This window comes from Gayadomonas joobiniege G7 (genome assembly GCF_000300815.1).
GTDB classification, from domain to species: Bacteria; Pseudomonadota; Gammaproteobacteria; order Enterobacterales; family Alteromonadaceae; genus Catenovulum; species Catenovulum joobiniege.
In genome coordinates this window covers 428062-451104 of record NZ_AMRX01000007.1, presented here as the reverse complement: position 1 = coordinate 451104, position 23043 = coordinate 428062, and the positions used below count along the sequence as shown (strand labels likewise).

20 protein-coding genes are annotated in these 23043 nt (G+C 42.5%); 15 read left to right on the top strand and 5 right to left on the bottom strand.

What is annotated here, in order from left to right; translation table 11 throughout:
• The first annotated feature begins 9 nt into the window (after positions 1 to 9).
• The 6 genes from flgJ (at position 10) to C727_RS0114185 (ending at position 6542) form a co-directional block, all read left to right on the top strand.
• Positions 10 to 945, top strand: a complete 936-nt coding sequence (gene flgJ, locus C727_RS0114210) for a flagellar assembly peptidoglycan hydrolase FlgJ (RefSeq protein WP_017446313.1) — start codon at positions 10 to 12, stop codon at positions 943 to 945.
• Between the two features lie 72 nt (positions 946 to 1017).
• Positions 1018 to 3036 carry a flagellar hook-associated protein FlgK gene (gene flgK / locus C727_RS0114205; protein WP_017446312.1) on the top strand — a complete coding sequence of 673 codons (2019 nt, stop codon included), beginning with the start codon at positions 1018 to 1020 and terminating at the stop codon, positions 3034 to 3036.
• Between the two features lie 4 nt (positions 3037 to 3040).
• The gene (gene flgL, locus C727_RS0114200; protein WP_017446311.1) at positions 3041 to 4264 is read left to right on the top strand and encodes a flagellar hook-associated protein FlgL; all 1224 of its coding nucleotides are present in this window, start codon (positions 3041 to 3043) and stop codon (positions 4262 to 4264) included.
• A gap of 59 nt (positions 4265 to 4323) precedes the next feature.
• Positions 4324 to 5037 carry a tRNA (cytosine(32)/uridine(32)-2'-O)-methyltransferase TrmJ gene (gene trmJ / locus C727_RS0114195; protein WP_017446310.1) on the top strand — a complete coding sequence of 238 codons (714 nt, stop codon included), beginning with the start codon at positions 4324 to 4326 and terminating at the stop codon, positions 5035 to 5037.
• Positions 5038 to 5050: 13 nt separating this feature from the next.
• A complete protein-coding gene (gene cysE / locus C727_RS0114190) occupies positions 5051 to 5881 on the top strand; it encodes a serine O-acetyltransferase (RefSeq protein ID WP_017446309.1) in 831 nt (276 codons plus the stop codon).
• 10 nt (positions 5882 to 5891) lie between these two features.
• Positions 5892 to 6542, top strand: a complete 651-nt coding sequence (locus C727_RS0114185; RefSeq protein ID WP_017446308.1) for an MOSC domain-containing protein — start codon at positions 5892 to 5894, stop codon at positions 6540 to 6542.
• Here C727_RS0114185 and C727_RS0114180 read toward each other — a convergent pair.
• The 4 genes from C727_RS0114180 to tcdA form a co-directional block, all read right to left on the bottom strand.
• Positions 6528 to 8126 carry a cation:proton antiporter domain-containing protein gene (locus tag C727_RS0114180; protein WP_017446307.1) on the bottom strand — a complete coding sequence of 533 codons (1599 nt, stop codon included), beginning with the start codon at positions 8124 to 8126 and terminating at the stop codon, positions 6528 to 6530. The two genes, C727_RS0114185 and C727_RS0114180, sit on opposite strands and share 15 nt — an antisense overlap.
• A 116-nt stretch (positions 8127 to 8242) precedes the next feature.
• Positions 8243 to 10042, bottom strand: a complete 1800-nt coding sequence (locus C727_RS0114175; protein ID WP_017446306.1) for a sodium:solute symporter family protein — start codon at positions 10040 to 10042, stop codon at positions 8243 to 8245.
• Between the two features lies 1 nt (position 10043).
• Positions 10044 to 10322 carry a DUF4212 domain-containing protein gene (locus C727_RS0114170; RefSeq protein ID WP_017446305.1) on the bottom strand — a complete coding sequence of 93 codons (279 nt, stop codon included), beginning with the start codon at positions 10320 to 10322 and terminating at the stop codon, positions 10044 to 10046.
• An 83-nt stretch (positions 10323 to 10405) separates the two neighbouring features.
• A complete protein-coding gene (gene tcdA / locus C727_RS0114165; protein WP_017446304.1) occupies positions 10406 to 11191 on the bottom strand; it encodes a tRNA cyclic N6-threonylcarbamoyladenosine(37) synthase TcdA in 786 nt (261 codons plus the stop codon).
• An 83-nt stretch (positions 11192 to 11274) separates the two neighbouring features.
• Here tcdA and C727_RS0114160 point away from each other — a divergent pair, with 83 nt between their 5' ends.
• The 5 genes from C727_RS0114160 to greA all read left to right on the top strand — a co-directional run bounded on the left by C727_RS0114160 (position 11275) and on the right by greA (position 17799).
• Complete coding sequence (locus tag C727_RS0114160) at positions 11275 to 11883, top strand: flavin reductase family protein (RefSeq protein WP_017446303.1); 609 nt, start codon at positions 11275 to 11277, stop codon at positions 11881 to 11883.
• Positions 11884 to 11939: 56 nt separating this feature from the next.
• The gene (gene dapB / locus C727_RS0114155) at positions 11940 to 12743 is read left to right on the top strand and encodes a 4-hydroxy-tetrahydrodipicolinate reductase (protein WP_017446302.1); all 804 of its coding nucleotides are present in this window, start codon (positions 11940 to 11942) and stop codon (positions 12741 to 12743) included.
• Between the two features lie 208 nt (positions 12744 to 12951).
• Positions 12952 to 14079 carry a glutamine-hydrolyzing carbamoyl-phosphate synthase small subunit gene (carA, locus tag C727_RS0114150; RefSeq protein WP_017446301.1) on the top strand — a complete coding sequence of 376 codons (1128 nt, stop codon included), beginning with the start codon at positions 12952 to 12954 and terminating at the stop codon, positions 14077 to 14079.
• Between the two features lie 25 nt (positions 14080 to 14104).
• Positions 14105 to 17326 carry a carbamoyl-phosphate synthase large subunit gene (gene carB / locus C727_RS0114145; RefSeq protein WP_017446300.1) on the top strand — a complete coding sequence of 1074 codons (3222 nt, stop codon included), beginning with the start codon at positions 14105 to 14107 and terminating at the stop codon, positions 17324 to 17326.
• Positions 17323 to 17799, top strand: coding sequence for a transcription elongation factor GreA (greA, locus tag C727_RS0114140; RefSeq protein ID WP_017446299.1), 477 nt, complete (start codon positions 17323 to 17325; stop codon positions 17797 to 17799). The genes carB and greA overlap by 4 nt, the downstream gene beginning before the upstream one ends.
• Before the next feature lie 30 nt (positions 17800 to 17829).
• On the opposite strand, the gene yhbY is transcribed toward greA, so the two are convergent.
• On the bottom strand, positions 17830 to 18126 hold the full coding sequence (yhbY, locus tag C727_RS0114135) for a ribosome assembly RNA-binding protein YhbY (protein WP_017446298.1): 297 nt from the start codon (positions 18124 to 18126) through the stop codon (positions 17830 to 17832).
• Between the two features lie 83 nt (positions 18127 to 18209).
• Between yhbY and rlmE the strand changes: the two genes are divergently transcribed.
• Genes rlmE through glmM form a run of 4 tightly spaced genes read left to right on the top strand, consistent with a single transcriptional unit; the run spans position 18210 to position 23030 of the window.
• On the top strand, positions 18210 to 18839 hold the full coding sequence (gene rlmE / locus C727_RS0114130; RefSeq protein ID WP_017446297.1) for a 23S rRNA (uridine(2552)-2'-O)-methyltransferase RlmE: 630 nt from the start codon (positions 18210 to 18212) through the stop codon (positions 18837 to 18839).
• Between the two features lie 21 nt (positions 18840 to 18860).
• Positions 18861 to 20825: an ATP-dependent zinc metalloprotease FtsH gene (ftsH, locus tag C727_RS0114125; RefSeq protein WP_017446296.1), complete on the top strand. Its 1965-nt coding sequence runs from the start codon at positions 18861 to 18863 to the stop codon at positions 20823 to 20825.
• Positions 20826 to 20862: 37 nt separating this feature from the next.
• On the top strand, positions 20863 to 21693 hold the full coding sequence (gene folP / locus C727_RS0114120; protein ID WP_017446295.1) for a dihydropteroate synthase: 831 nt from the start codon (positions 20863 to 20865) through the stop codon (positions 21691 to 21693).
• Positions 21690 to 23030 carry a phosphoglucosamine mutase gene (gene glmM, locus C727_RS0114115; RefSeq protein ID WP_026052735.1) on the top strand — a complete coding sequence of 447 codons (1341 nt, stop codon included), beginning with the start codon at positions 21690 to 21692 and terminating at the stop codon, positions 23028 to 23030. Before folP ends, glmM begins: the two co-directional genes overlap by 4 nt.
• Positions 23031 to 23043 lie beyond the last annotated feature (13 nt).

The following is a 23043-nucleotide window of genomic DNA, read 5'->3' as shown; positions in this document are numbered from 1 at the left end:
GTGCAAACCATGAATCGGTTAGAGCAAAGCAGTTTATATCATGATACTTCGGGGTTAGACCAACTAAGGCAAGCCGCGCAGCAAGATGATAAAAAAGCCTTGCGTGACGTGGCTAATCATTTTGAAGGCATTTTTATGCGCATGATGTTAAAAAGTATGCGTCAGGCCGAAGATGTATTAGCGGATGATAACAGTCCCTTCAATAGTCAAAATGTTCGTTTTTATCGTGGTATGCATGATGATCAAATGGCGAATGATTTGTCAGCCAGTGGCGCGCTTGGATTAGCCGATTTAATTGTTGAGCAGTTAGATCCTACTCAGCACCGCAGCCAGCGAATCCAAATTCAGCAAAACAATTTAGATCGCACCAGTTATTCGTTTAGCCAAGCGGCCCAAAATGCAAGCCAGAGCGCGGCCACTAGTGCGTCTGAGCAGATTAAAAAATCGCCAGAATTTACTTTCACTGGCAAACAAGATTTTGTTCGTCAATTATTGCCAGTGGCCAGTGAAGTGACCAAAAACTCGCCAATTTCGGCAGTGGCTATGGTGGCACAGGCGGCTTTAGAGACAGGTTGGGGACAAAAAATGATTAAAACGGCCAGCGGTGAAAATGCCTTAAACTTTTTTGGCATTAAAGCAGATGGCCGTTGGCAAGGAGATAAAGCCGTTGTTGGCACTTTAGAATATCGCAATGGAATAGCAAAAACCGAAAAAGCGGCTTTTAGAGCCTATCAAAGCCCGCAGGAGTCTATGCAAGATTATCTTGCATTTATTCAAAACAGCCCAAGGTATCAAAATGCGGTTGCTCAATCAGGGAATGAAACTGAGTACTTTAAAGCATTGCAACAAGCGGGTTACGCAACCGATCCTGAATATGCAAACAAAATTATTAATATTCTAAAAGATCCTGTATTTGAGCAAGCTAAGAATATGCTAAAGTTCTAAATTAAGCGGCCGATACAGTGTATAGGTATCTTAGTTTTTATTGCGTTTCGGTTATTTTTAGGCCATTAAATTATGACAGACTTGCTTAAAATTGGTAGTTCAGCTTTATTGGGAAACCAAAGCCTGCTTGCCACTACTAGTAATAACATTGCAAATGTAAATACGCCCGGGTATACCCGTCAGCGTACAGAATTTAGCAATTATGTTGAGTGGGGGGTTGGCCGCTCTGAAGTCGTGCGTATGTACAATAGTTATGCCGTCGATCAATTGCGCCGTGATACGAGTGTCAATAGTAAAAGCGAAACCTTAGCGAGCAATACCTCCAATTTAGAGAACCTGTTTTCAGATGAATCTTTAAGTTATGGTGATGATTTAAATAATGTTTTTGAACATCTAAACCAAGCCAATGATGACCCGCAAAACCTAGTGCCTAGAGATCTTTTTATTTCAGATGCCAACGCATTATTTAATAATTTAGAAAACTTAACAGAGCGTTTATTACAACAGCAAAAACATGTGAATCAAGAGATCAAAGGGCAAACATCAGAAACCAACTCATTGATATCTGGCATTTTTAATTTAAACGATAAAATTGTTGCTGATAAAAAAGCCAGCATCAATGGACAGGCATCACCCGAGTTATTAGATGAACGCAATGAACTTGTGCGTAAACTCGCCGAAAAGATGAACATAAGTGTTTTAGAAGACGATGCCGGCCATTACCAAATTAGTACAGCCAATGGCCAATCGCTTGTCACTAATGGCACTTATTATCAATTAGAAACCCGTACAGGCAACCCGGATCCAGCCGCACTAGAGTATAATTTAGTACAAGCGGATAACCCTAAAGTGGTACGTAGCTTTGATACTGATGGTCTGAGTGGAGAAATTGGTGGACTCATTTCATATCGCAGTGATACATTGAATCCAGCGATTAACTCGTTAGGCAAATTAGCGTTAACTTTTGCTGATGCAATGAATGAGCAAAATAAAAAAGGGTTGACGGCAGAAGGAGAGATAGGCCAGGATTTATTCAGTTTGCCAGTCACTAATGCCCTTGGTTATCAAGGTAATAGTAGTGCCAATCATTTGGTGCAAGCCCAAGTGGTTCCGGGTCAAGGTAGTCAAATTACCAATTTTGACTATCAAATAGAATTTACCAGCGCCAGCGAGTATACAGTACAAGCGTACGACGGCAGTGACCCGGTCGGCGGGGTGTCAGGCCCTTTTTCTTTTGGTCAAAACCCAGCAAATTTTCAAAATCCAGTGGACGGTATTCAATTTAGTTTTCAGGCGGATGGCAGCTTTGTTGAAGGGGATACCTTTATGGTGCGTCCAACTCGGTTGCAAGGAAATCCTGTAGAAACCTTAATCTCCCGGCCTGAAGATCTTGCATTGGCCGCACCGGTGGCAGTGAATCAAAATAATTCAAATCTTGGTTCGGCTCGCATTGAGTTAACTGACGTAAGTACGACAGATCCTTCGATTAGTGGTTTTGATCAAAATGGTTTAAAACAAAGTGCGCCTGCTGAGATTATTTATACTGAAAATGACACCTATCAGGTTAGAGACACCCAAGGCAACATTTTAGGCGAAGCCAGCGATGGCGAGCAAATTATGAAGCAATTACGTGATAATGGCAGTTTTCCTGTTGTTTCGCTGGGAGGGAGCTATCCTGGTTACGAAATCAGCATAAGTGGCACCCCGGAACCAGGCGATTCATTTTCGTTAACTTTCAACGAGGATGCTAGCCATGATAACTTTAATGGCTTGTTATTAGCTGATTTACAACAGCAAAATACCGTTAGAGCAGATTCAAGTGGGCAAGCTGAAGCGAATCAGACATTTTCCGAGTCTTATGCTCAACTGGTGGGTCAAGTGGGCAATCAAGCGCGTGAAGCCAATATGGCGTTTGAATCCTCGAGCACTTTATTACAGCAATCAGAACTTAGAGTCGAAGAAGCCTCTGGTGTTAACTTAGACGAGGAAGCGGCTGATCTGCTCCGTTATGAGCAAGCTTATAATGCATCTGCAAGAATTATAAGTGTTTCGCAAACCTTGTTTGACTCATTACTTGCGGCGGTAGGGTGATCTTATGCGTATTACGACTAATATGATTTACAACCGCAGTTTGGATAACATTTTAGATAGCCAAAAGCGTTTATTAAAAGCCAGTGAAACTTTAAATAGTCAAACCGACATCCATAAACCTTCGGATGATCCCACGGGTGCCAGCAAAGTGATTCGTTTTGACGAAGATCTGGCCAAAATTGAACAGTATCAGGATAACGCAATTTCTTTAAAAACTGGTTTAGTTGGACAAGAGACGGCGCTAGAAAACATGTATGGCGTGCTGAACCAAGCGAACTCCTTAGCCTTACAAGCTGGAAACGGCGGTTTAAACGATGCCGATCTAAAAGCCATTGCGGGTGAATTGGAACAGATAACGGCCAGTTTAGCCGACTTAATGAATAGCCAAGACAGTCAGGGTAACTATATTTTTTCTGGCACTAAAGCAGATACTAAACCCTTTGTGCGCAATAGCGCGGGTGATTATGTATATCAAGGCAATCAAGCAACGAATAAAATTCAAATTTCTGAAACGTTAAAAATTGAAGCTGGCATTGCCGGTGGTGGTGCTGCAATATTTGAGCGTGTCGCCAGTCGTGAAAGTGCTTCTATGTTGGCAACGTCGACAGCATCAGGCACTGTGCGAGTCGCAGATGCGGATACCTTTGACCAATTTCACCAGACAGAGTATCGTCATATTCCCCCCGCTGCGGCAGGTTCAAATAATTATTCTGTCGTGTTAACCGCAGCAGATCAATATGAAGTACGCCAAAATGACGGCACAGTATTACAGACGGGCCCCTTTACCCCGGGGGAAGGGGTCGCTTTTAATGGTTTAACGTTAGACATACAAGGTAGCCAAGGCGACAGTTTTGATTTTACTTTGGATCCGCGGGCGAGTGGCAATATTTTAAACTCGCTGACCGATCTGGTGAAAAGTTTACGTAGTAGCAGTCATACTGATGATGCATTAACAACACAAATCCAGTCGACCATGTTTTCAATTGAAAAGACACAAGAAAGCATGAGTGCCGCGCGGTCACAAATCGGTGGTCGTATTAATGTAATGGATAGCGTAAATCTATCGCAGGAAGATTTAAAAATTAATATCCAAGAAGCCAAAGCCAATGTTTCTGAAGCCGATCTAGCAAAAGCCATAACCGAGTTGCAAAAACAAGAGACTGCTTATCAGGTGTCAAATACCACTTTTGGGCGTGTCAGCGGTTTGTCTTTGTTTAACTTTATCTAAAGCCAGACGAAAAGCCTTATGTTAGAATATCCGGTAATTTGAGTTATCGGATTGATTAGATGTTAGATAAAGTTCGTGTAATTTTAGTAAATACTTCGCACACAGGCAATATTGGCTCTACGGCTAGGGCCATGAAAACAATGGGACTGTCTCAGCTTTGTTTGGTTGATCCTGTCAACCCACCTGATAGCCATGCTAGCGCATTAGCGGCGGGTGCAACTGATGTATTAGGGAATGCAAAAATTGTTTCAACACTCGATGAAGCCATCCAGGGTTGCCGCTTGGTGATAGCGGCCAGCGCGCGTAGCCGAACCCTGTCGTGGCCAGTATTGGGGCCACGTGAAGCGGGTCAGCAATTGGTCAAAGAGGCAGCGACAGGAGAGGTTGCACTAATTTTTGGCCGTGAAAATAATGGTCTGACCAACGAAGAGCTGCAAAAGGCTAATTTTCATGCGATTATTCCTGCGAATCCAGAGTATAGCTCATTGAACTTGGCAGCTGCGGTGCAAACCTTGTGTTATGAAGTGCGAATGGCTTATTTGGCAGGGCAAAGTTACCCTGAGCAAGATGAAGCGTATCCACTCACTGATGAGATGGAACGTTTTTATCACCACTTAGAGCAAACCCTCAGTCAAACAGGATTTATTGTAAAAAATCACCCAGGGCAAGTAATGCAAAAATTACGACGCCTGTTCAATCGGGCACGACCAGAAAGCCAAGAGCTCAACATTTTACGTGGCATCTTATCAACTATAGATAAGTTAAAAAAATAACAGGCATAGTTTAATGTTTGAACGTTTAAAAGAAGACATTCAGTCGGTATTTCATCGCGACCCAGCGGCACGAAATTTTATTGATGTGTTGACGAATTATCCAGGCATGCATGCAATTTGGTGGCATCGGCTGAGTCATCCTTTATATAACAAAAACTTTAAATGGTTAGCGCGGTTTGTTTCCAATTTGGCTCGCTGGTTAACCGGCATTGAAATACACCCTGGTGCTAAAATTGGTCGGCGTTTTTTTATTGATCATGGCATGGGCGTGGTGATTGGTGAAACCGCAGAAATAGGAGATGATGTTACCTTATATCACGGAGTCACCCTAGGCGGCACCAGTTGGCAAGCAGGTAAGCGTCACCCAACTTTATTAGATGGTGTTGTTGTCGGGGCAGGTGCTAAAGTTTTAGGACCTATCACGATTGCAAAAAATGCCAAAATTGGCTCCAACTCTGTTGTTGTTAAAGACGTTCCTGAAGAGGCAACTGTGGTTGGTATTCCGGGTAAAATTGTTAAACGTAAAAGCAGTGCCAGTGAAGTGTCCGCTGGAACGGATAAAAAGCGCCAAGCGATTGCTAAAAAATACGGTTTTGATGCGTATGCTGTTAGTGAAGATAATCCAGATCCTGTTGCGAGCCATATAGGTAAGATATTAGATCACCTTCACTATATGGACAGCAAGGTATTAGATATTTGTCGTGAAGTGAATCGCATGGGCGGTAGTGTTTGTGATAAAGAAATGCCGCAACTGGCTATTGATGATGAAGATGTGGTGAAAGCAGAACAAGATGCTGCCCGTCATCGTGCGGCACGTATGGAAGCTTTTGACCCACAAATTTAAGGGCTCGCTAATGCAAGTTTTATCTATTAATGTGAGTAAAAAACGGAAGATTAAACATTTAAATCGGGAAATAGAAACGGGCATCTTTAAACAACCACTAGCTGAAAATAAAGTGTTTATCGACACCTTAGGTTTAGTTGGTGATGAACAAGCCGATTTGAAAAATCATGGTGGCCCCGATAAAGCGGTTTATGCTTATGGATACCAGCACTATGATTACTGGCGACAAGTTTTGCCAAACCAGCCGTTAAACTATGGCGGCTTTGGTGAAAACCTTACGCTAGCAGAACTGGCTGAAGAGCGGGTTCAGATAGGGGATACTTTTGGTTTAGGTGAAGCTAAACTTCAAGTGACCCAGCCTAGGGTCCCTTGTTTTAAACTCGGCATCAAGTTTGATTATTTAAAAATGCCTAAACTGTTTACTCAGTCGTTAAAAACCGGAATCTATTTTCGTGTGCTCAAAGCGGGTGAAGTGAAAGTTGGTGATAAATTAGTTTTGCTCGAGCAGGCACGAGATTCAGTCACGGTTCAGGCCGTTTTTTCGGCTTATTTTATGATGCAAAAAGCGGCCGCCACGCCAGTCATTAAAAAAGCTGCTGCGCATCCAGCTTTGTCAGTTGAATGGCGCAAGCAGTTAGAAAAATACTTAGCTAGAAACTAACGGATGCTCCTGTGATTTTTCATCCGTTAAAAGTTTTAAACTTTCTTTCGCAAAACCGGCACCCACTTCTTTGTGATAGTTAAATACTGAATGTGCACCATGTTTAAGTAAAATATCTTGTTCATCTGAGTATTGACAAATCGCTGCGATCTGACCGTTATACTGACTAATTTTTAGTTGTGAAATAACATTTTTCATATCTGGCAATGAAGGCAGTGCCAGTAAAATAAGTTTAACCTTGGTTAAATCAATTTGCTCCCAAAACTCAATATCTTCAGCATCGGCTAAAGCGACATTTCGCTGCAATTCGTTTTGTTTAATGACTCTGTCAGAATCCGCGTCTAAGCCCCATACTTTATCTCCGACGGTGGATGCCAATAGATCGTAACTGCTGCTGCCAACTCGGCCCATACCGACAATCAGAATCTCGGCATCTTTGGGCAAGTTAGCCCCGGCCGAATTCAGGGTCTGGGATCGCTCAAATTTGATGATCATCGATTTATAGCGTGAGTAATAAATATGTGCATATTTAAATACTACACTACTAATGATGAATGAAATGGTGACTGCAATCGCAATTGAAACCAGCCACTCAGCTGAAAGCCAATTTTTATCAACACAGATTTTGGTCACAATAAGGCCAAATTCGCTAAAATTCATCAGCGCCATGCCAGTCAAAAAACTGGTTCTGGCTCGTAATTTAAAGCGAGTTAATACCCAGAAGAAAATTAAAAATTTAATTGGAAGCAATAAAATCAGCGCGGATGCCAACATGAGGCTATCCCAATCGGGTAATGCGGTAAAGCCGATTGATAAGAAAAACCCGATCAGAAAGAGATCTTTAAAGTTCATTAAGGCTTTGTACAGCTCGTTCGATTTCACGTGTGAACTAAGCAGCATGCCAGCGACCAGTGCCCCTAAATCACCTTTAATACCAAAGGCATAAAATAGCTCATAACCGCCAAAAGCAAAACAAAATCCAATTAGAGCTAATAACTCACCGTGGCCAGCTTGTGTTAATAAGCTGCCGAATAAGCGCTTTAATGGCCATAATAAAACTAAAAATATTGCATATGGGCTAGGGACTGTGCCAAGTGCAGCCACCAAAAAGATCACAGCGGCAAAATCTTGCAAAACTAATACGCCAATAGAAACCTTGCCATGACGGGTTTTTAGCTCACCAGTTTCTTCTAAAATTTTGGCCACACAGACAGTACTGCTAAAACTCAATGCAAAACCGACTAATGCCGACGCTTGCCAAGATAATTCGAAGATGGAAAAAGCGGTTAGGTAACCAAGCGCTAGAAAACCTCCAGTGACTAAAAAGGTAATAGCGACCATAGGTAGGGCAGAACCAGCGATCACGCTAGTATCTGTCAGGTCTTTAACCCTTACTTTTAACCCTATCGTAAAGAGCAATAAGGTGATGCCCAAATCGGCCAAGGTTTCTAGATTGTCCAGTGGTTCTAGGCCATAAGCGTGCATGGCAAAACCGGCAATCAAGTAGCCGATCATTGGAGGCAGCCCAGCTTGTTTTAGCAAAAAGCCAAACGCAAAAACGATTAATATCCAGTATAAATCCATTCAAAACTCAAAATTTACTAATTAAACTCCTCCAAGCTTAATCAATAAAAATGAATCTGTTAAGAAATGCATACAAAAAATCATAATTGTATGCATTTTATGTTTATGTGACTCACCTAATCTGGCGTCCGAATACCCTCTATCATTTGTTGGATATCTGCTTCAGGTGCACGACCTAAATAAGAGATCACAAATGCCAAGGTAAAGTTAATAAAGGCTCCAACCGCGCCAAAAGCTTCCGGAGAAATACCCAACAGCCATTCGTCTGCATTATCAGCAAATATCTCAGTGCCAGGGATAAAGAAAAAGCCTTTGAAGCAGAAGATATAGATGAGCGTGCTCAATAAACCGGCTAACATGCCGACAATGGCCCCTTGTTTATTCACACGGCGGCTGAAGATCCCCATCATCAATGCTGGAAAGATAGAGCTCGCAGCAAGACCAAAAGCGAGAGCCACCACTTGAGCGGCAAAACCAGGCGGGTTCATCCCCAAATAGCCAGCCACCACAATCGCCCCTATCATGGCTAAACGCCCGGCATTTAGTTCAGCTTTTTCAGTTATATTTGGCATAAAAGTGCCTTTCAGTAAATCATGTGAAATGGCCGAAGAAATGGCTAGTAATAAACCCGCAGCTGTCGATAAAGCCGCAGCTATGCCCCCCGCAGCAACCAACGCAATTACCCAATTGGGTAGTTTAGCAATTTCAGGGTTTGCTAAAACCATAATATCACGGTCAACTTTGACTAACTCGTTGCCCGCCCAACCATAAATTTGCGCTTTAGCCTGCATCTCTGGATTGTTTTCGTTGTAGTACTGAATTTGGCCATCATTGTTTTTGTCGTCAACCGCCAATAACCCAGTTGCTTCCCAGGTTTTAAACCAGTCTGGCCGCTGTTCATAATCTAAGGCGGCTGGTGGCAACTGAGAGGTACTGGTCGAACTTATTGAGGTATTTTGCTCAGTTTGCACTGGCTGCATTGTTTTCAAAAGATTAAACATAGACATACCACCGACTGCTGGGGCTGTCGTATATAAAATAGCAATGAATACCAATGCCCAACCGGCGCTGCTCCTTGCTGCTTTAACGTTAGGCACGGTAAAAAAGCGGATAATGACGTGCGGTAAACCAGCCGTACCTATCATTAACGATAGGGTCAGCAAAAATAAATTTATCGTTGAACCTTTATGTTCAGTAAATTGCGCAAATCCAAGATCTGCTAATGTTGCATCCAGTTTATCTAATAAATAAACTGTTTCACCTGACGTAGTTTGCAGTTCGGCCCCTAAACCTAACTGAGGTAAGGCAACACCAGTCAATTGCATTGAAATAAATACCGCAGGCACCGTATAAGCAAAAATTAAAATTACATATTGGGCAATCTGAGTGTAAGTGATGCCTTTCATGCCACCTAACACGGCATAAACAAAAACGATACACATGCCAATTAACACGCCCATTTCAAAATCCACTTCTAAAAAACGACTAAAAGCGACTCCAACGCCTTTCATTTGGCCGATCACATAGGTTACTGACGCAATAATTAAACAGATAACAGCGACAATACGAGCGGTACGTGAATAAAAACGATCGCCGATAAATTCAGGCACAGTGAACTTACCAAATTTACGCAAATAAGGGGCAAGTAGCAGAGCGAGCAGTACGTAACCACCAGTCCAACCCATTAAATAAGCTGAGGCGTCATAACCAATAAAAGCGATTAAACCTGCCATCGAAATGAACGATGCTGCAGACATCCAATCGGCCGCCGTTGCCATACCATTTGCAAATGGGTGGATGCCTTTACCAGCAACATAAAATTCACCCGTGCTGGTTGCGCGGGTAAGTATTGCAATTGCAATATAGACTAAAAATGTAGCCCCTACGACCAAATAAATGAGGGTTTGTAATTCCATTTTATTGTGCCTCGCGCTTGTTTTTTAGACTGTATTTGTCGTCTAACTTATTCATGCAATATGCGTAGATAAAAATCAATGCCACAAAACAATAAATAGAACCTTGTTGGGCAAACCAAAAGCCCAGCTTATAACCACCGATTTGCCATTGATTTAAAAAGTCGAACAATAAAATGCCGCAACCAAAAGACACCGCAAACCAAAAGAATAAACAAATTGCCAGAATTTTTAGGTTAGCTCGCCAATAAGCGGCTGAAAGGGAGTGATTGTTTGCAGCCATTTACACCTCACATGATTTTATTATGTTAGGTGTAATTTAGCCTTAAATGTTGTAATAGTGCAAATTAAATTTTAAATTGTGTTTCATATATGTTGCGTTAGACGTTTTATTGCTAACGAAGCTGCAAAAAAACCAAAAGTCCCTGTGACCACCACACCAGCGCCAAACCCAGTTGCACAATCCAAACCACTGCCGCCTTGCATTTCTGGTTTAGCTAAACATGTGCCACCATCGTTGGTAGGGTACTTTAGTTGCTCTAACGAGTAGACAGCATCTATTGAAAATTTGCGTTTGGGATTACGAGAAAATCCATACTCACGTCTGAGTGTATTACGAACCTTAGCCAAGAGGGGATCCTGGATTGTTTTAGCCAAATCACCGATCTGAATTTGACTGGGATCAAGCTGGCCACCGGCACCACCAACGGTCACCATTTTAATTTTATTTCGTTTACAGTGCGCTATCATAGCTGCTTTACAGGCGACACTGTCAGTCGCATCTATCACATAATCAAATTCGGTCGTGATGTATTCGCGAACTGTTTCTGCAGTCACAAAATCTTCAATTGCAAAAATTTGGCAGTCGGCATTAATTAACTGAATTCGAGTCGCCATCGCAGCACATTTACTTTGCCCATAACTGCCGCTAACTGCGTGAATTTGACGGTTTGTATTAGAGACACAAATATCGTCTAAATCAAATAAGCTAATTTTTCCAATAGCACTGCGGGCCAGTGCTTCGGCTGCCCAACTGCCGACCCCGCCTAAACCAACCACAGCGACATGCGACTCGGCTAATGTTTTTAGACCAGGTTCGCCGTAAAGTCTGGCTGTACCGCCAAATTTATTTGAAAAATTATCTGCCCGCATACGACCTCTGACTTGAGTTTATAAAGCCGTCCATTATACATTAGTTTTTAAATAATCAGGTACTTTACCGGAAAGGAATTATTATGCAGTTAGATTTTTCTAAATTATCGTCACCGCAAGCTTATTTTGCGATGACTCAAATGATAGTACCGCGGCCGATAGCTTGGGTATTAAGTGAACATGAAACCGGGGGGTACAATTTAGCACCCTATTCTTTTTTTAATGCCATCTGCTCTGCACCGCCGTTATTAATGTATTCCGCTGGCAAGCGAAAGAGTGGTGAAAAAAAAGATTCAGTGGCAAATGTTGAGCGAACTCAAAAAGCTGTAATTCATATTGCCTCTGCAGACCTGGTCCAGCAAGTGCAAGACTCAGCTCAGCCGATCCCGCCAGATCAATCTGAAGTTGATTTATGCAAACTTGAGCTCACTGACTTTGACGGTTTTAGCTTGCCTCGGGTAGCCGCGTGCCCAGTGGCATTTGCCTGTGAGCTTTATAAATTGGATACGATTGGAGAGCAGCCACAAACACTTGTGTATATGCAAATAATACAGGCTTATATAAATGACAAGCTGATGTATAAAGACGATAAACAAAGAAATAAAGTGAATAGCCTAGCGTTGAACCCATTAGCTCGATTGGGGGCCGGTGAATTTGCCAGTTTAGGCGAAATTATTATGCCAGAAGTTTGAATGCAATCGCTGCTCAGACTACAATGCCGCGAAAAACAGTTAGCAGGTAAAATTTTATGATTAAAGTAGGTATTTTTGGCGCGAATGGCCGTATGGGCCGAGTGCTAATTGAAGCAACACAGCAAAATGAGCAAACAGAGCTTGGCCAAGCTTTGGTTCGCCAAGGTAGTCCTTTTGCTGGGATCGACTGCGGTGAAATTGCCGGTATAGGTCAGTTAGGGCTCACCGCCACTGAGCAAACCAACGCAGCAGCTGAAGCAGACGTATATATTGATTTTACATTACCGGCCGCCAGTATCGAAAATTTAAACTGGTGTGTTGAGAACAATAAAGCAATTGTAATAGGTACCACGGGTTTTGATAAAGCGCAACTCGCTTTAATCGATCAAGCGGCAACTAAAATTCCGGTTGTTTTTGCTGCCAATATGAGTGTCGGGGTGAATTTATTATTTAAACTATTGCAAACCGCCGCAAAAGTGATGGGTGAGCATTCTGACATTGAAATTTGGGAGGCACACCATAGGTTTAAAAAAGATGCCCCATCAGGCACTGCATTGGCGCTTGGTCAAGTAATAGCGGATACATTAGGGCGAGACCTGGATAAACATGCTGTTTATGCTCGTGAAGGGATCACCGGAGAGCGTAGTAAAGATGAAATTGGCTTTGCAACAGTGCGGGCCGGTGACATAGTGGGAGAGCATACAGTGATGTTTGCTGACATTGGAGAACGCATCGAAATAACGCACAAAGCGTCAAGCCGCTTAACCTTTGCGAAAGGCGCAGTAAGAGCGGCAGATTGGCTTGTTAATAAACCAGTTGGTTTGTATAACATGCAAGATGTTTTAGCCTTGGCTGATTAAACAAAACATTGATTTTTACCTGTTTTGTTTGTTTTTTGGCGTTAACGGCGTATTTTTCAATGTTTTTTAAAATCGTCTGGTCATTTGAGAATAAATCGTATAAAATAGGCAAGATTTACGCGCAGCGATTTAAGATCGCATTTCAAGATTTCTGAGAACGGGTGGCTGTTATTAATAGCTCCCGTTTTTTAATGTTCAGGAGGTCGTTTTGGCTGAAACTGCCTTGTTAGTACTTGAAGATGGTACTGTGTTTAAAGGCACTTCTATTGGTGCTGAAGGTATGTCTGTAGGGGAAGTTGTTTTTAATACTTCGATGACGGGTTATCAGGAAATTCTAACTGATCCCTCATATGCCGGACAGATTGTCACATTAACTTATCCACATATTGGTAATACTGGAACGAATAGCGAAGACGAAGAGTCGAGTGAAATTTGGGCAAAAGGCCTAATTATTCGTGATTATCCACTATTAGCCTCTAACTTCCGCAATCAGGCTAGTTTGTCTGATTACCTTAAGTCTCGTAATGTTTGTGCAATTGCTGATATTGATACTCGTCGATTAACGCGTATCTTACGCGAAAAAGGTGCCCAAAACGGCACTATTTTAGTTGGCGATGATGCAGAAAAAGCATTGCAAGCAGCAAAAGACTTTCCTGGTTTAAAAGGATTAGACTTAGCCAAAGAAGCTTCAGCAAAAGAAACTTACCAATGGACGGAAGGCACTTGGCAGTTAGGTAAAGGGCATAAGAATGCGAATGCTGACACATTTAAAGTGGTTGCTTATGATTTTGGTGTTAAACGTAATATTTTACGTATGTTAGCTGATCGTGGCTGTCAACTAACCGTAGTGCCGGCTCAAACGCCTGCGAGCGAAGTGTTAGCGATGCAGCCTGATGGGATCTTTTTATCTAATGGTCCGGGTGATCCTGAACCATGTGATTATGCAATTACTGCCATCAAAGAAATTTTAACGACGGATATTCCAGTATTCGGCATTTGTTTAGGCCATCAGTTATTGGCATTAGCCAGTGGTGCAAAAACAGAAAAAATGAAGTTTGGTCACCATGGTGCCAACCACCCAGTGCAAGATTTAGAGTCGGGTGTGGTGATGATCACCAGTCAAAACCATGGTTTTGCGGTGGACGAAAAAACCTTGCCGGACAACCTAAAAGCGACTCATAAGTCGTTGTTTGATGGCTCATTGCAAGGTATTCACCGAACGGATAAACCGGCCTTTAGTTTCCAGGGACACCCTGAAGCGAGCCCGGGCCCTCATGAAGCGGCAGACTTGTTCGATCATTTTATCGAGCTAATGCAAGCTGCCAAGTCAAACTAAATTTAGCCAGACAGAGAATTATCCGATGCCAAAACGTACAGATTTAAAAAGTATATTAATTTTAGGTGCTGGCCCGATCGTTATCGGCCAAGCCTGTGAGTTTGACTATTCTGGTACACAAGCCTGTAAAGCTCTGCGTGAGGAAGGCTACCGTGTGATCTTGGTAAACTCTAACCCAGCAACCATAATGACAGATCCTGAAATGGCGGATGCAACTTATATCGAGCCAATTCATTGGGAAGTTGTTGCCAAAATTATCGAAGAAGAGCGCCCAGACGCTGTTTTGCCAACTATGGGTGGGCAAACCGCATTGAACTGTGCACTGGATTTAGATAAACATGGTGTGTTAGACAAATTTGGTTGTGAGCTTATTGGGGCAACAGCAGACGCCATCGATAAAGCTGAAGATAGAGACAGATTTGACAAAGCAATGAAAGCGATTGGGTTAGAAACGCCCCGCGCTGAAATTGCTCACAGTATGGATGAAGCACTTGACGTTCTAACTAGAATTGGGTTTCCATGCATTATCCGTCCTTCATTCACCATGGGTGGCTCAGGTGGTGGTATTGCTTACAATATCGAAGAGTTTGAAGAAATCTGTACCCGCGGGTTAGATTTATCTCCAACCAATGAGCTGTTGATTGATGAGTCATTGATCGGTTGGAAAGAATATGAAATGGAAGTTGTTCGTGATAAAAACGACAACTGTATCATTGTTTGTGCAATCGAAAACTTTGACCCTATGGGGGTTCATACCGGTGACTCTATTACCGTTGCCCCTGCTCAAACACTGACAGACAAAGAATATCAAATCATGCGAAATGCCTCGATGGCAGTACTGCGTGAGATAGGTGTTGAAACTGGTGGTTCAAACGTTCAGTTTGGTATCAACCCAGCGGATGGACGTATGGTGATTATCGAGATGAATCCTAGGGTTTCTCGTTCATCGGCATTAGCGTCAAAAGCGACGGGTTTTCCAATTGCTAAAATCGCAGCTAAACTTGCGGTCGGTTATACCTTAGATGAGTTAGATAATGACATAACCGGAGGCAAAACGCCGGCATCATTCGAACCGTCAATAGATTATGTTGTGACTAAGGTTCCAAGATTTAACTTTGAAAAGTTTGCTGGTGCCAATAATCGTTTAACGACTCAAATGAAGTCTGTTGGCGAAGTCATGGCGATAGGTCGTAACCAGCAAGAATCATTACAAAAAGCATTACGTGGCTTAGAAACTGGCGTAAATGGCTTAGACCCAATCGTTGATTGGTCGGATTCTGATGCAGAAGCACACTTGCGTCACGAATTAAAAGAGCCAGGCGCAGAGCGTATTTGGTATATCGCAGACGCTTTTAGAGCCGGTTGGACTGTCGATGAAGTATTTGCCATTACGAAAGTTGATCCTTGGTTCCTAGTACAGATTGAAGATTTAGTGTTAGCCGAAAAAGATGTTGCTGAAAAAGGCATGTCTGGGTTAACTAAAGAATTTTTATATAGCCTTAAACGCAAAGGTTTTGCCGACAGTCGGATTGCCGATTTAATTGGTGTGGCTGAAGCAGAAGTGCGTAAAAAACGCCAACAGTTTGAAATCTTCCCTGTGTATAAGAGAGTGGATACCTGTGCCGCAGAATTTTCGACGTCAACGGCATATATGTATTCAAGCTATGATGAAGAGTGCGAAGCCCAAACCACTGACAAAGATAAAATTATCGTTTTAGGTGGTGGTCCGAACCGTATTGGTCAAGGCATCGAATTTGATTATTGCTGTGTGCATGCAGCCATGGCACTGCGCGAAGACGGTTATGAAACCATCATGGTTAACTGTAACCCAGAAACGGTTTCAACTGATTATGACACCTCAGACCGTTTATACTTTGAGCCTGTCACCTTAGAAGACGTTTTAGAAATTGTTCGTATCGAAAAACCAAAAGGGGTCATCGTTCAGTACGGCGGGCAGACACCTTTAAAATTGGCTCGAGAATTAGAAGCAAACGGGGTGCCTGTTATCGGGACATCGCCAGATGCGATTGACCGTGCAGAAGATCGTGAGCGTTTCCAACAAGCTATTGAACGTTTGGGGTTAAAACAGCCCGCTAATGCGACAGTGAAAACCATGCAAGAAGCGCTTGAAAAAGCGAGTGATATTGGCTTTCCTTTGGTTGTGCGCCCTTCTTATGTTTTGGGTGGCCGTGCAATGGAAATTGTTTATGATTTAAATGACTTAAAACGTTATTTAAATGAAGCCGTGAAAGTTTCTAACGATTCTCCTGTTTTATTAGACCACTTCTTAGATGACGCGGTAGAAGTTGATATTGATGCTATCTGTGACGGTGAGCAAGTTGTAATTGGCGGCATTATGGAACATATTGAGCAAGCTGGTGTTCACTCGGGTGATTCAGCCTGTTCATTGCCGCCATACACTTTAAGTCCCGAAATCCAAGATGGTTTGCGGGATCAGGTGAGCAAATTGGCTTTTGAATTAGGTGTGGTTGGTTTGATGAATGCCCAGTTTGCTGTCAAAGATAACGAAATTTATCTGATTGAAGTCAACCCTAGGGCTGCTAGGACAGTTCCATTTGTTTCTAAAGCAACCGGCATCCCTTTAGCTAAAGTGGCTGCGCGCGTTATGGTTGGTCAGAGCTTACAGGCACAAAACTTCACAAAAGAAGTGATCCCACCTTATTATTCGGTTAAAGAAGTTGTTATTCCGTTTAATAAATTCCCAGGTGTGGATCCTATCTTAGGCCCTGAAATGCGCTCAACCGGTGAAGTGATGGGAATTGGTGATAACTTTGCAGATGCCTTTGCTAAAGCACGTTTAGGCGCTGGTGATTCAGTGCCTAAAGCGGGTCGAGTATTATTATCTGTTCGCGAAAGTGATAAAAAGCGAGTGGTTGAGCTTGCCCAGCAGTTGGTTAAGATCGGTTATAAAATTGATGCAACCAAAGGCACAGCCGTGTTATTAGCGGGAGCTGGTATTGACGCACGTATCGTCAATAAAGTCTCTGAAGGCCGGCCGCACATCGTTGATCGTATTAAAAACGGTGAGTACGACTATATTATAAATACTACCGAAGGGCGTCAGGCTATTGCTGACTCAGTGCCAATTCGTCGTGGAGCATTACGTTATAAAGTAAACTATACGACCACACTGAACGCCGCGTTTGCTACTTGTATGTCTCATGCAGCAGATGACAGAAATACGGTTAATTCAGTGCAGTCTTTGCATAAAAGGGTGCAAGTATGAATCAAATACCAATGACAGTGAAAGGTGCAGAAGCCTTAAGAAAAGAACTTGAGCATTTAAAATCTGTCAAACGGCCGCAAATTATTGCGGCCATTGCTGATGCACGTGAGCACGGTGATTTAAAGGAAAACGCTGAGTACCATGCCGCGCGTGAACAGCAGGGCTTTTGTGAAGGTCGCATTCAAGAAATTGAAGGCAAACTGTCAAATGCACAAATTATTGATGTTACTAAAATGCCAAATAACGGACGAGTTATTTTTGGCGCAACAGTGACTATTGAAAATTTGGATACTGAAGAACAAGTGACTTATCGTATCGTTGGTGATGATGAAGCAGATATCAAGCAAAACTTAATATCTGTGAATTCGCCAATCGCCAGAGCTATGATAGGTAAAGAAGTCGACGATGCATTCGTTCTACGAACCCCAGGCGGCGAAGTAGATTACGAAATATGTGACGTTGAATATAAGTAAAAACAAAAGCCGACATTTTGTCGGCTTTTTTTATTTTTTAGGTAATTGAATTTTATTTTCTTCACTTGGCCTAAAAATAATTAACGTATGACCGATAGTTTGGACCTGAAAGGCTTGAGTTTGACGCACAATTGCGTCTATGATTGCTTTTTTCAAATCACGTTCATCAGTTGGAATTTTAACTTTGATAAGTTCGTGGTGGGTCAGGGCCGAATCAATTTCAGCAAGTACGCCTTCAGTTAACCCATTAGCGCCCAGTTGAACAACTGGCTTTAATGGATGTGCTTTGGCTTTTAAAAATTGTTTTTGTTTAGTTGAGATACTCATAAATTCAGTTTTTAACTTCTATGGCTTGATTTTGCGACATTTTACCGCCATCTAAGGCGTATTACTAATTAAACCCGTTTATAATGGTACAGAAAAAAAAATCAGCTAGTAGTAAACGCTGGCTTAAAGAACATTTTGACGATCCTTACGTGCAAAAAGCGCAAAAACTTGGGCTACGCTCGCGAGCGGTTTTTAAAATTGAAGAAATTGATAATAAAGATAAATTATTGCGTCCAGCGATGACAGTGGTTGATTTGGGCGCAGCGCCAGGCGGCTGGTCTCAATACGCAGTGGAAAAAGTTGGCCAAAAAGGTGACGTGATCGCTTGCGATATTCTAGAAATGGATTCAATTGCAGGGGTCGACTTTTTACAAGGCGATTTTCGCGAAGAGGCTGTTCTGAATGCATTACTTGATCGTATTGGAGGTAAATGCGTAGATATTGTAATGTCTGATATGGCGCCCAATATGAGTGGTAATGAAACCGTTGATCAGGCGCGTTCAATGTACTTGGTTGAATTGGCATTAGATATGTGTCATCAAGTTTTGAAGAAAAATGGTAAATTTGTGGTCAAAGTATTTCAAGGGGCTGGATTTGATGAGTTTTTAAAAGCTACCCGAAGTGCCTTCAGCCAAGTTAAAATTCGAAAACCAGACTCGTCAAGAGGACGTTCGCGCGAAGTGTATTTTGTTGCGTCTGGGTACAAATATTAAGTCGACAAAGAGGTTAGTGTCTTGAGTGATATGGCTAAAAATCTGATTTTATGGGTCGTCATAGCTGTTGTTCTGATGACAGTATTCCAAAGTTTTTCACCCGGTGGTGGTGCACAAAGCAAACTGGAGTACAGTACTTTTGTGAAAGAAGTTGATCAAGGAATGGTCAAATCGGTTAAAATTGATCCACAATCTGGTGTCATTAAAGGAACCAAAAAGTCGGGTGAATCCTTTGAAACCGTATTTCCAATGCGGGATGATAAAATTTTAGACGAATTATTAAATAAAAATGTTAAAGTCGAAGGGATAGAGCCTGAAGAGCCTAGCCTGCTTGGGACTATATTTATCTCTTGGTTCCCAATGATCTTACTGATCGCAGTGTGGATCTTTTTCATGCGCCAAATGCAAGGCGGTGGTGGAAAAGGTGCCATGTCGTTTGGTAAAAGCAAAGCCCGTTTAATGAGTGAAGACCAAATTAAAACCACTTTTGCCGATGTTGCAGGTTGCGATGAAGCAAAAGAGGATGTGGTAGAACTCGTTGACTATCTAAAAGATCCGAGCAAGTTTCAAAAACTGGGTGGTAAAATACCAAAAGGTGTTCTTATGGTTGGACCACCAGGTACAGGTAAAACTTTGTTAGCCAAAGCAATTGCAGGTGAAGCCAAAGTCCCATTTTTTACTATCTCAGGTTCCGACTTTGTTGAAATGTTTGTTGGTGTGGGTGCATCACGCGTTCGTGATATGTTTGAGCAAGCTAAAAAGTCAGCGCCTTGCATTATTTTTATCGATGAAATCGATGCTGTTGGTCGTCAGCGGGGTGCCGGATTAGGTGGTGGCCATGATGAACGAGAGCAAACACTGAACCAAATGTTAGTCGAAATGGACGGCTTTGAAGGCAATGAAGGTATTATTGTTATAGCTGCAACGAACCGACCTGATGTATTAGATCCGGCGTTATTACGCCCTGGTCGTTTTGACCGTCAAGTAGTTGTTGGTTTACCAGATGTTCGTGGTCGAGAGCAAATTTTAAAAGTGCATATGCGTAAAGTGCCAATTGGTGACGACGTTGATGCCTCTATCATTGCTCGTGGAACCCCCGGTTTTTCGGGTGCCGATTTGGCTAACTTAGTGAACGAAGCCGCCCTGTTTGCTGCGCGTCAAAACCGCCGATTAGTTTCGATGGAAGAGTTTGACAAAGCGAAAGACAAAATCATGATGGGGGCCGAACGCAAATCTATGGTGATGAGTGAGCCAGAAAAAGAAATGACGGCTTACCACGAAGCGGGACACGCGATTGTTGGTCGTTTAGTACCAGAACATGATCCTGTTTATAAAGTGAGTATCATCCCACGTGGCCGAGCGTTAGGTGTGACCATGTATCTACCTGAACAGGATAGAGTCAGTCATAGTAAGCAGCATTTAGAAAGTATGATAGCCAGTTTATATGGTGGTCGTTTAGCTGAAAAAATTATTTATGGCATGGACAAAGTAACTACAGGCGCTTCAAACGATATCGAACGTGCGACTGAAATTGCGCGCAAAATGGTAACTCAATGGGGTTTATCAGAAACCCTGGGTCCTATTTTGTATGCCGATGAAGAAGGTGAAGTTTTCATGGGCCGTAGTTCTGCCAAGTCTAAAAGCATGTCAGATGAAACGGCGAAAGCCATTGATGCCGAAGTTAAAGGGTTATTGGATCGCAACTATCAGCTGGCCGAAAAAATGTTAATGGATAACATTGACATTTTACATTCGATGAAAGACGCGCTGATGAAATACGAAACCATTGATGCTAAACAAATTGATGATTTAATGGCGCGACAACCGGTTCGTCCGCCAGCGGATTGGGATAAAAAAGATGATAAACCGTCAACGGGTTCTGGTACCCCGCATAATTTATCCAAAACGTCCGATGATCAAACATCTGAGTCAACAGAAAGCAGCGGTGTTGATACCAGTAAACAAGATCCAGAAACAAAACATTAAATCACTAAGCCCCGTTTAGCGGGGCTTTTTTATAATAATGAAAATAACAAACCTACTGAATCAAAAAAAACGCCCGTTATTGATGGGCATTTTAAACGTAACCCCAGACAGCTTCAGTGATGGCGGCCGTTACAACCATATCCACAGTGCTTTAAAACAAGCTGAACAAATGATAACTGACGGGGCCGATATTTTAGATATTGGTGGTGAGTCTACTCGGCCTGGTGCCACATTTGTGCCTGTTAAAGAAGAGTTAGCCAGAGTTTTGCCTATTTTAAAAGCAGTTAAACAAAACTTTTCTGTGCCTGTTTCAATCGACACCTATAAAGCTGAAGTCATGCGCGCTGTGATCGCAGAAGGGGCTGATCTGATTAATGACGTGAAAGCATTAACTGAACCGGACGCATTAGCTGCGGTCGCAAACACCAATGTTGATCTTTGTTTAATGCATATGCGTGGAACGCCGCAAACCATGCAAAAAAATACCCAGTATGAACAAGGTGTATTGGTTGAGGTGAAGAATTTTTTTAAGCAGAGAATAATAGCCTGTCAGCAAGCGGGTATTGCCAGAGAACGCTTACTCTTAGACCCGGGGTTTGGTTTCGGTAAAAGCCAAACAGATAATTTTAAAATGCTGGCAGAATTTGCCAGTTTTAAAGAATTTGAGTTGCCTTTATTAGCAGGTATTTCACGAAAATCTATGCTCAATGCAGTGGCACCGGCAGAGCCAGCTCAAAGAGTTTATTCAAGTATATGTGCCGCCACGATAGCCATGCTTCAAGGCGCACAAATTATCAGAGTGCATGATGTTGCAGCGAGTGCAGATGCTATTGCCGTTACGGTTGCAACGCTCAAGGAGAAAAATTGATGAAAAAGCAATATTTTGGTACGGATGGTATTCGAGGAGAAGTAGGCAATGGGGTTATCAATCCTGAATTTGTCTTAAAGTTAGGTTGGGCCGTTGGCCGAGTGTTATCACAGCAAGGTACACATAAAGTGTTAATTGGTAAAGATACTCGTATTTCTGGTTATATGCTCGAATCAGCTTTAGAGTCGGGTTTATCGGCTGCTGGGGTCGATATTGGTTTATTAGGACCTATGCCGACACCCGCTATCGCCTATTTAAGCCGCACCTTTAGGGCAGACGCCGGCATAGTGATCAGTGCATCACATAACCCCTATCAAGATAATGGCATTAAGTTTTTTTCTAAAGACGGCACTAAGCTAGATGATGATTTAGAGTTGGCGATTGAAGCTCAGCTGGATAAACCTATGACAACAGTGCCGAGCAATGAGTTGGGCAAAGCAAAACGAATTGAAGATGCCGCGGGTCGTTATATTGAATTTTGTAAAAGCCGTTACCCGTCAGATATGTCATTAAAGGGCATGAAAATTGTTGTTGATTGTGCCAATGGTGCGACTTATCACATTGCCCCTAATGTATTACGTGAACTTGGGGCAGACGTGGTAGAGATTGGTAGCAAACCCGATGGTGTAAATATTAATTTAAACTGTGGGGCTACGGCTTTAGGTGCATTGCAAGAAAAAGTGCAAGAAGTGGGCGCCGATGTGGGGTTTGCGCTTGATGGTGATGGTGACCGATTAATGATGGTTGACCATAAAGGTAATGTCGTAGATGGCGATCAATTAGTTTTCATTATTGCTCGAGACGCGCTACGCAGCGGTCAGATGCATGGCGGCGTTGTAGGGACTGTGATGAGTAATCTAGGCATGGAGATTGGTGTTAAACGTTTAGGTATCCCATTTGCGCGATCTAAAGTGGGTGATAGATATGTGCTTGAATTGCTGCAACAAAATGGTTGGTTTATCGGCGGTGAAAGTTCAGGTCATATTTTAAACTTAAATATGACCTCAACCGGTGATGGAATTATTTCGGGTTTACAAGTTTTAAAGGCGATGCAAAGCTCTGAAATGTCACTCTATGAACTGTCGTTGGGGATGGATAAATATCCTCAAAAACTAATCAATGTGCGCTATCAACCGGGACAAGATCCATTAGCCGATGTTAAGGTCAAAGCCGCCGTTGCAGCTGCCGAAGCTGAAATGCAGGATACCGGCCGTGTACTAATGCGTAAGTCAGGAACTGAACCTGTGATCCGGGTCATGGTTGAAGGCCAAGCGGAATCCCAAGTGAATAAATTAGCTGAGCAAATTGCTGAAACGGTTAAAGAATCTGTAAAATAATTGAATTTTTGCT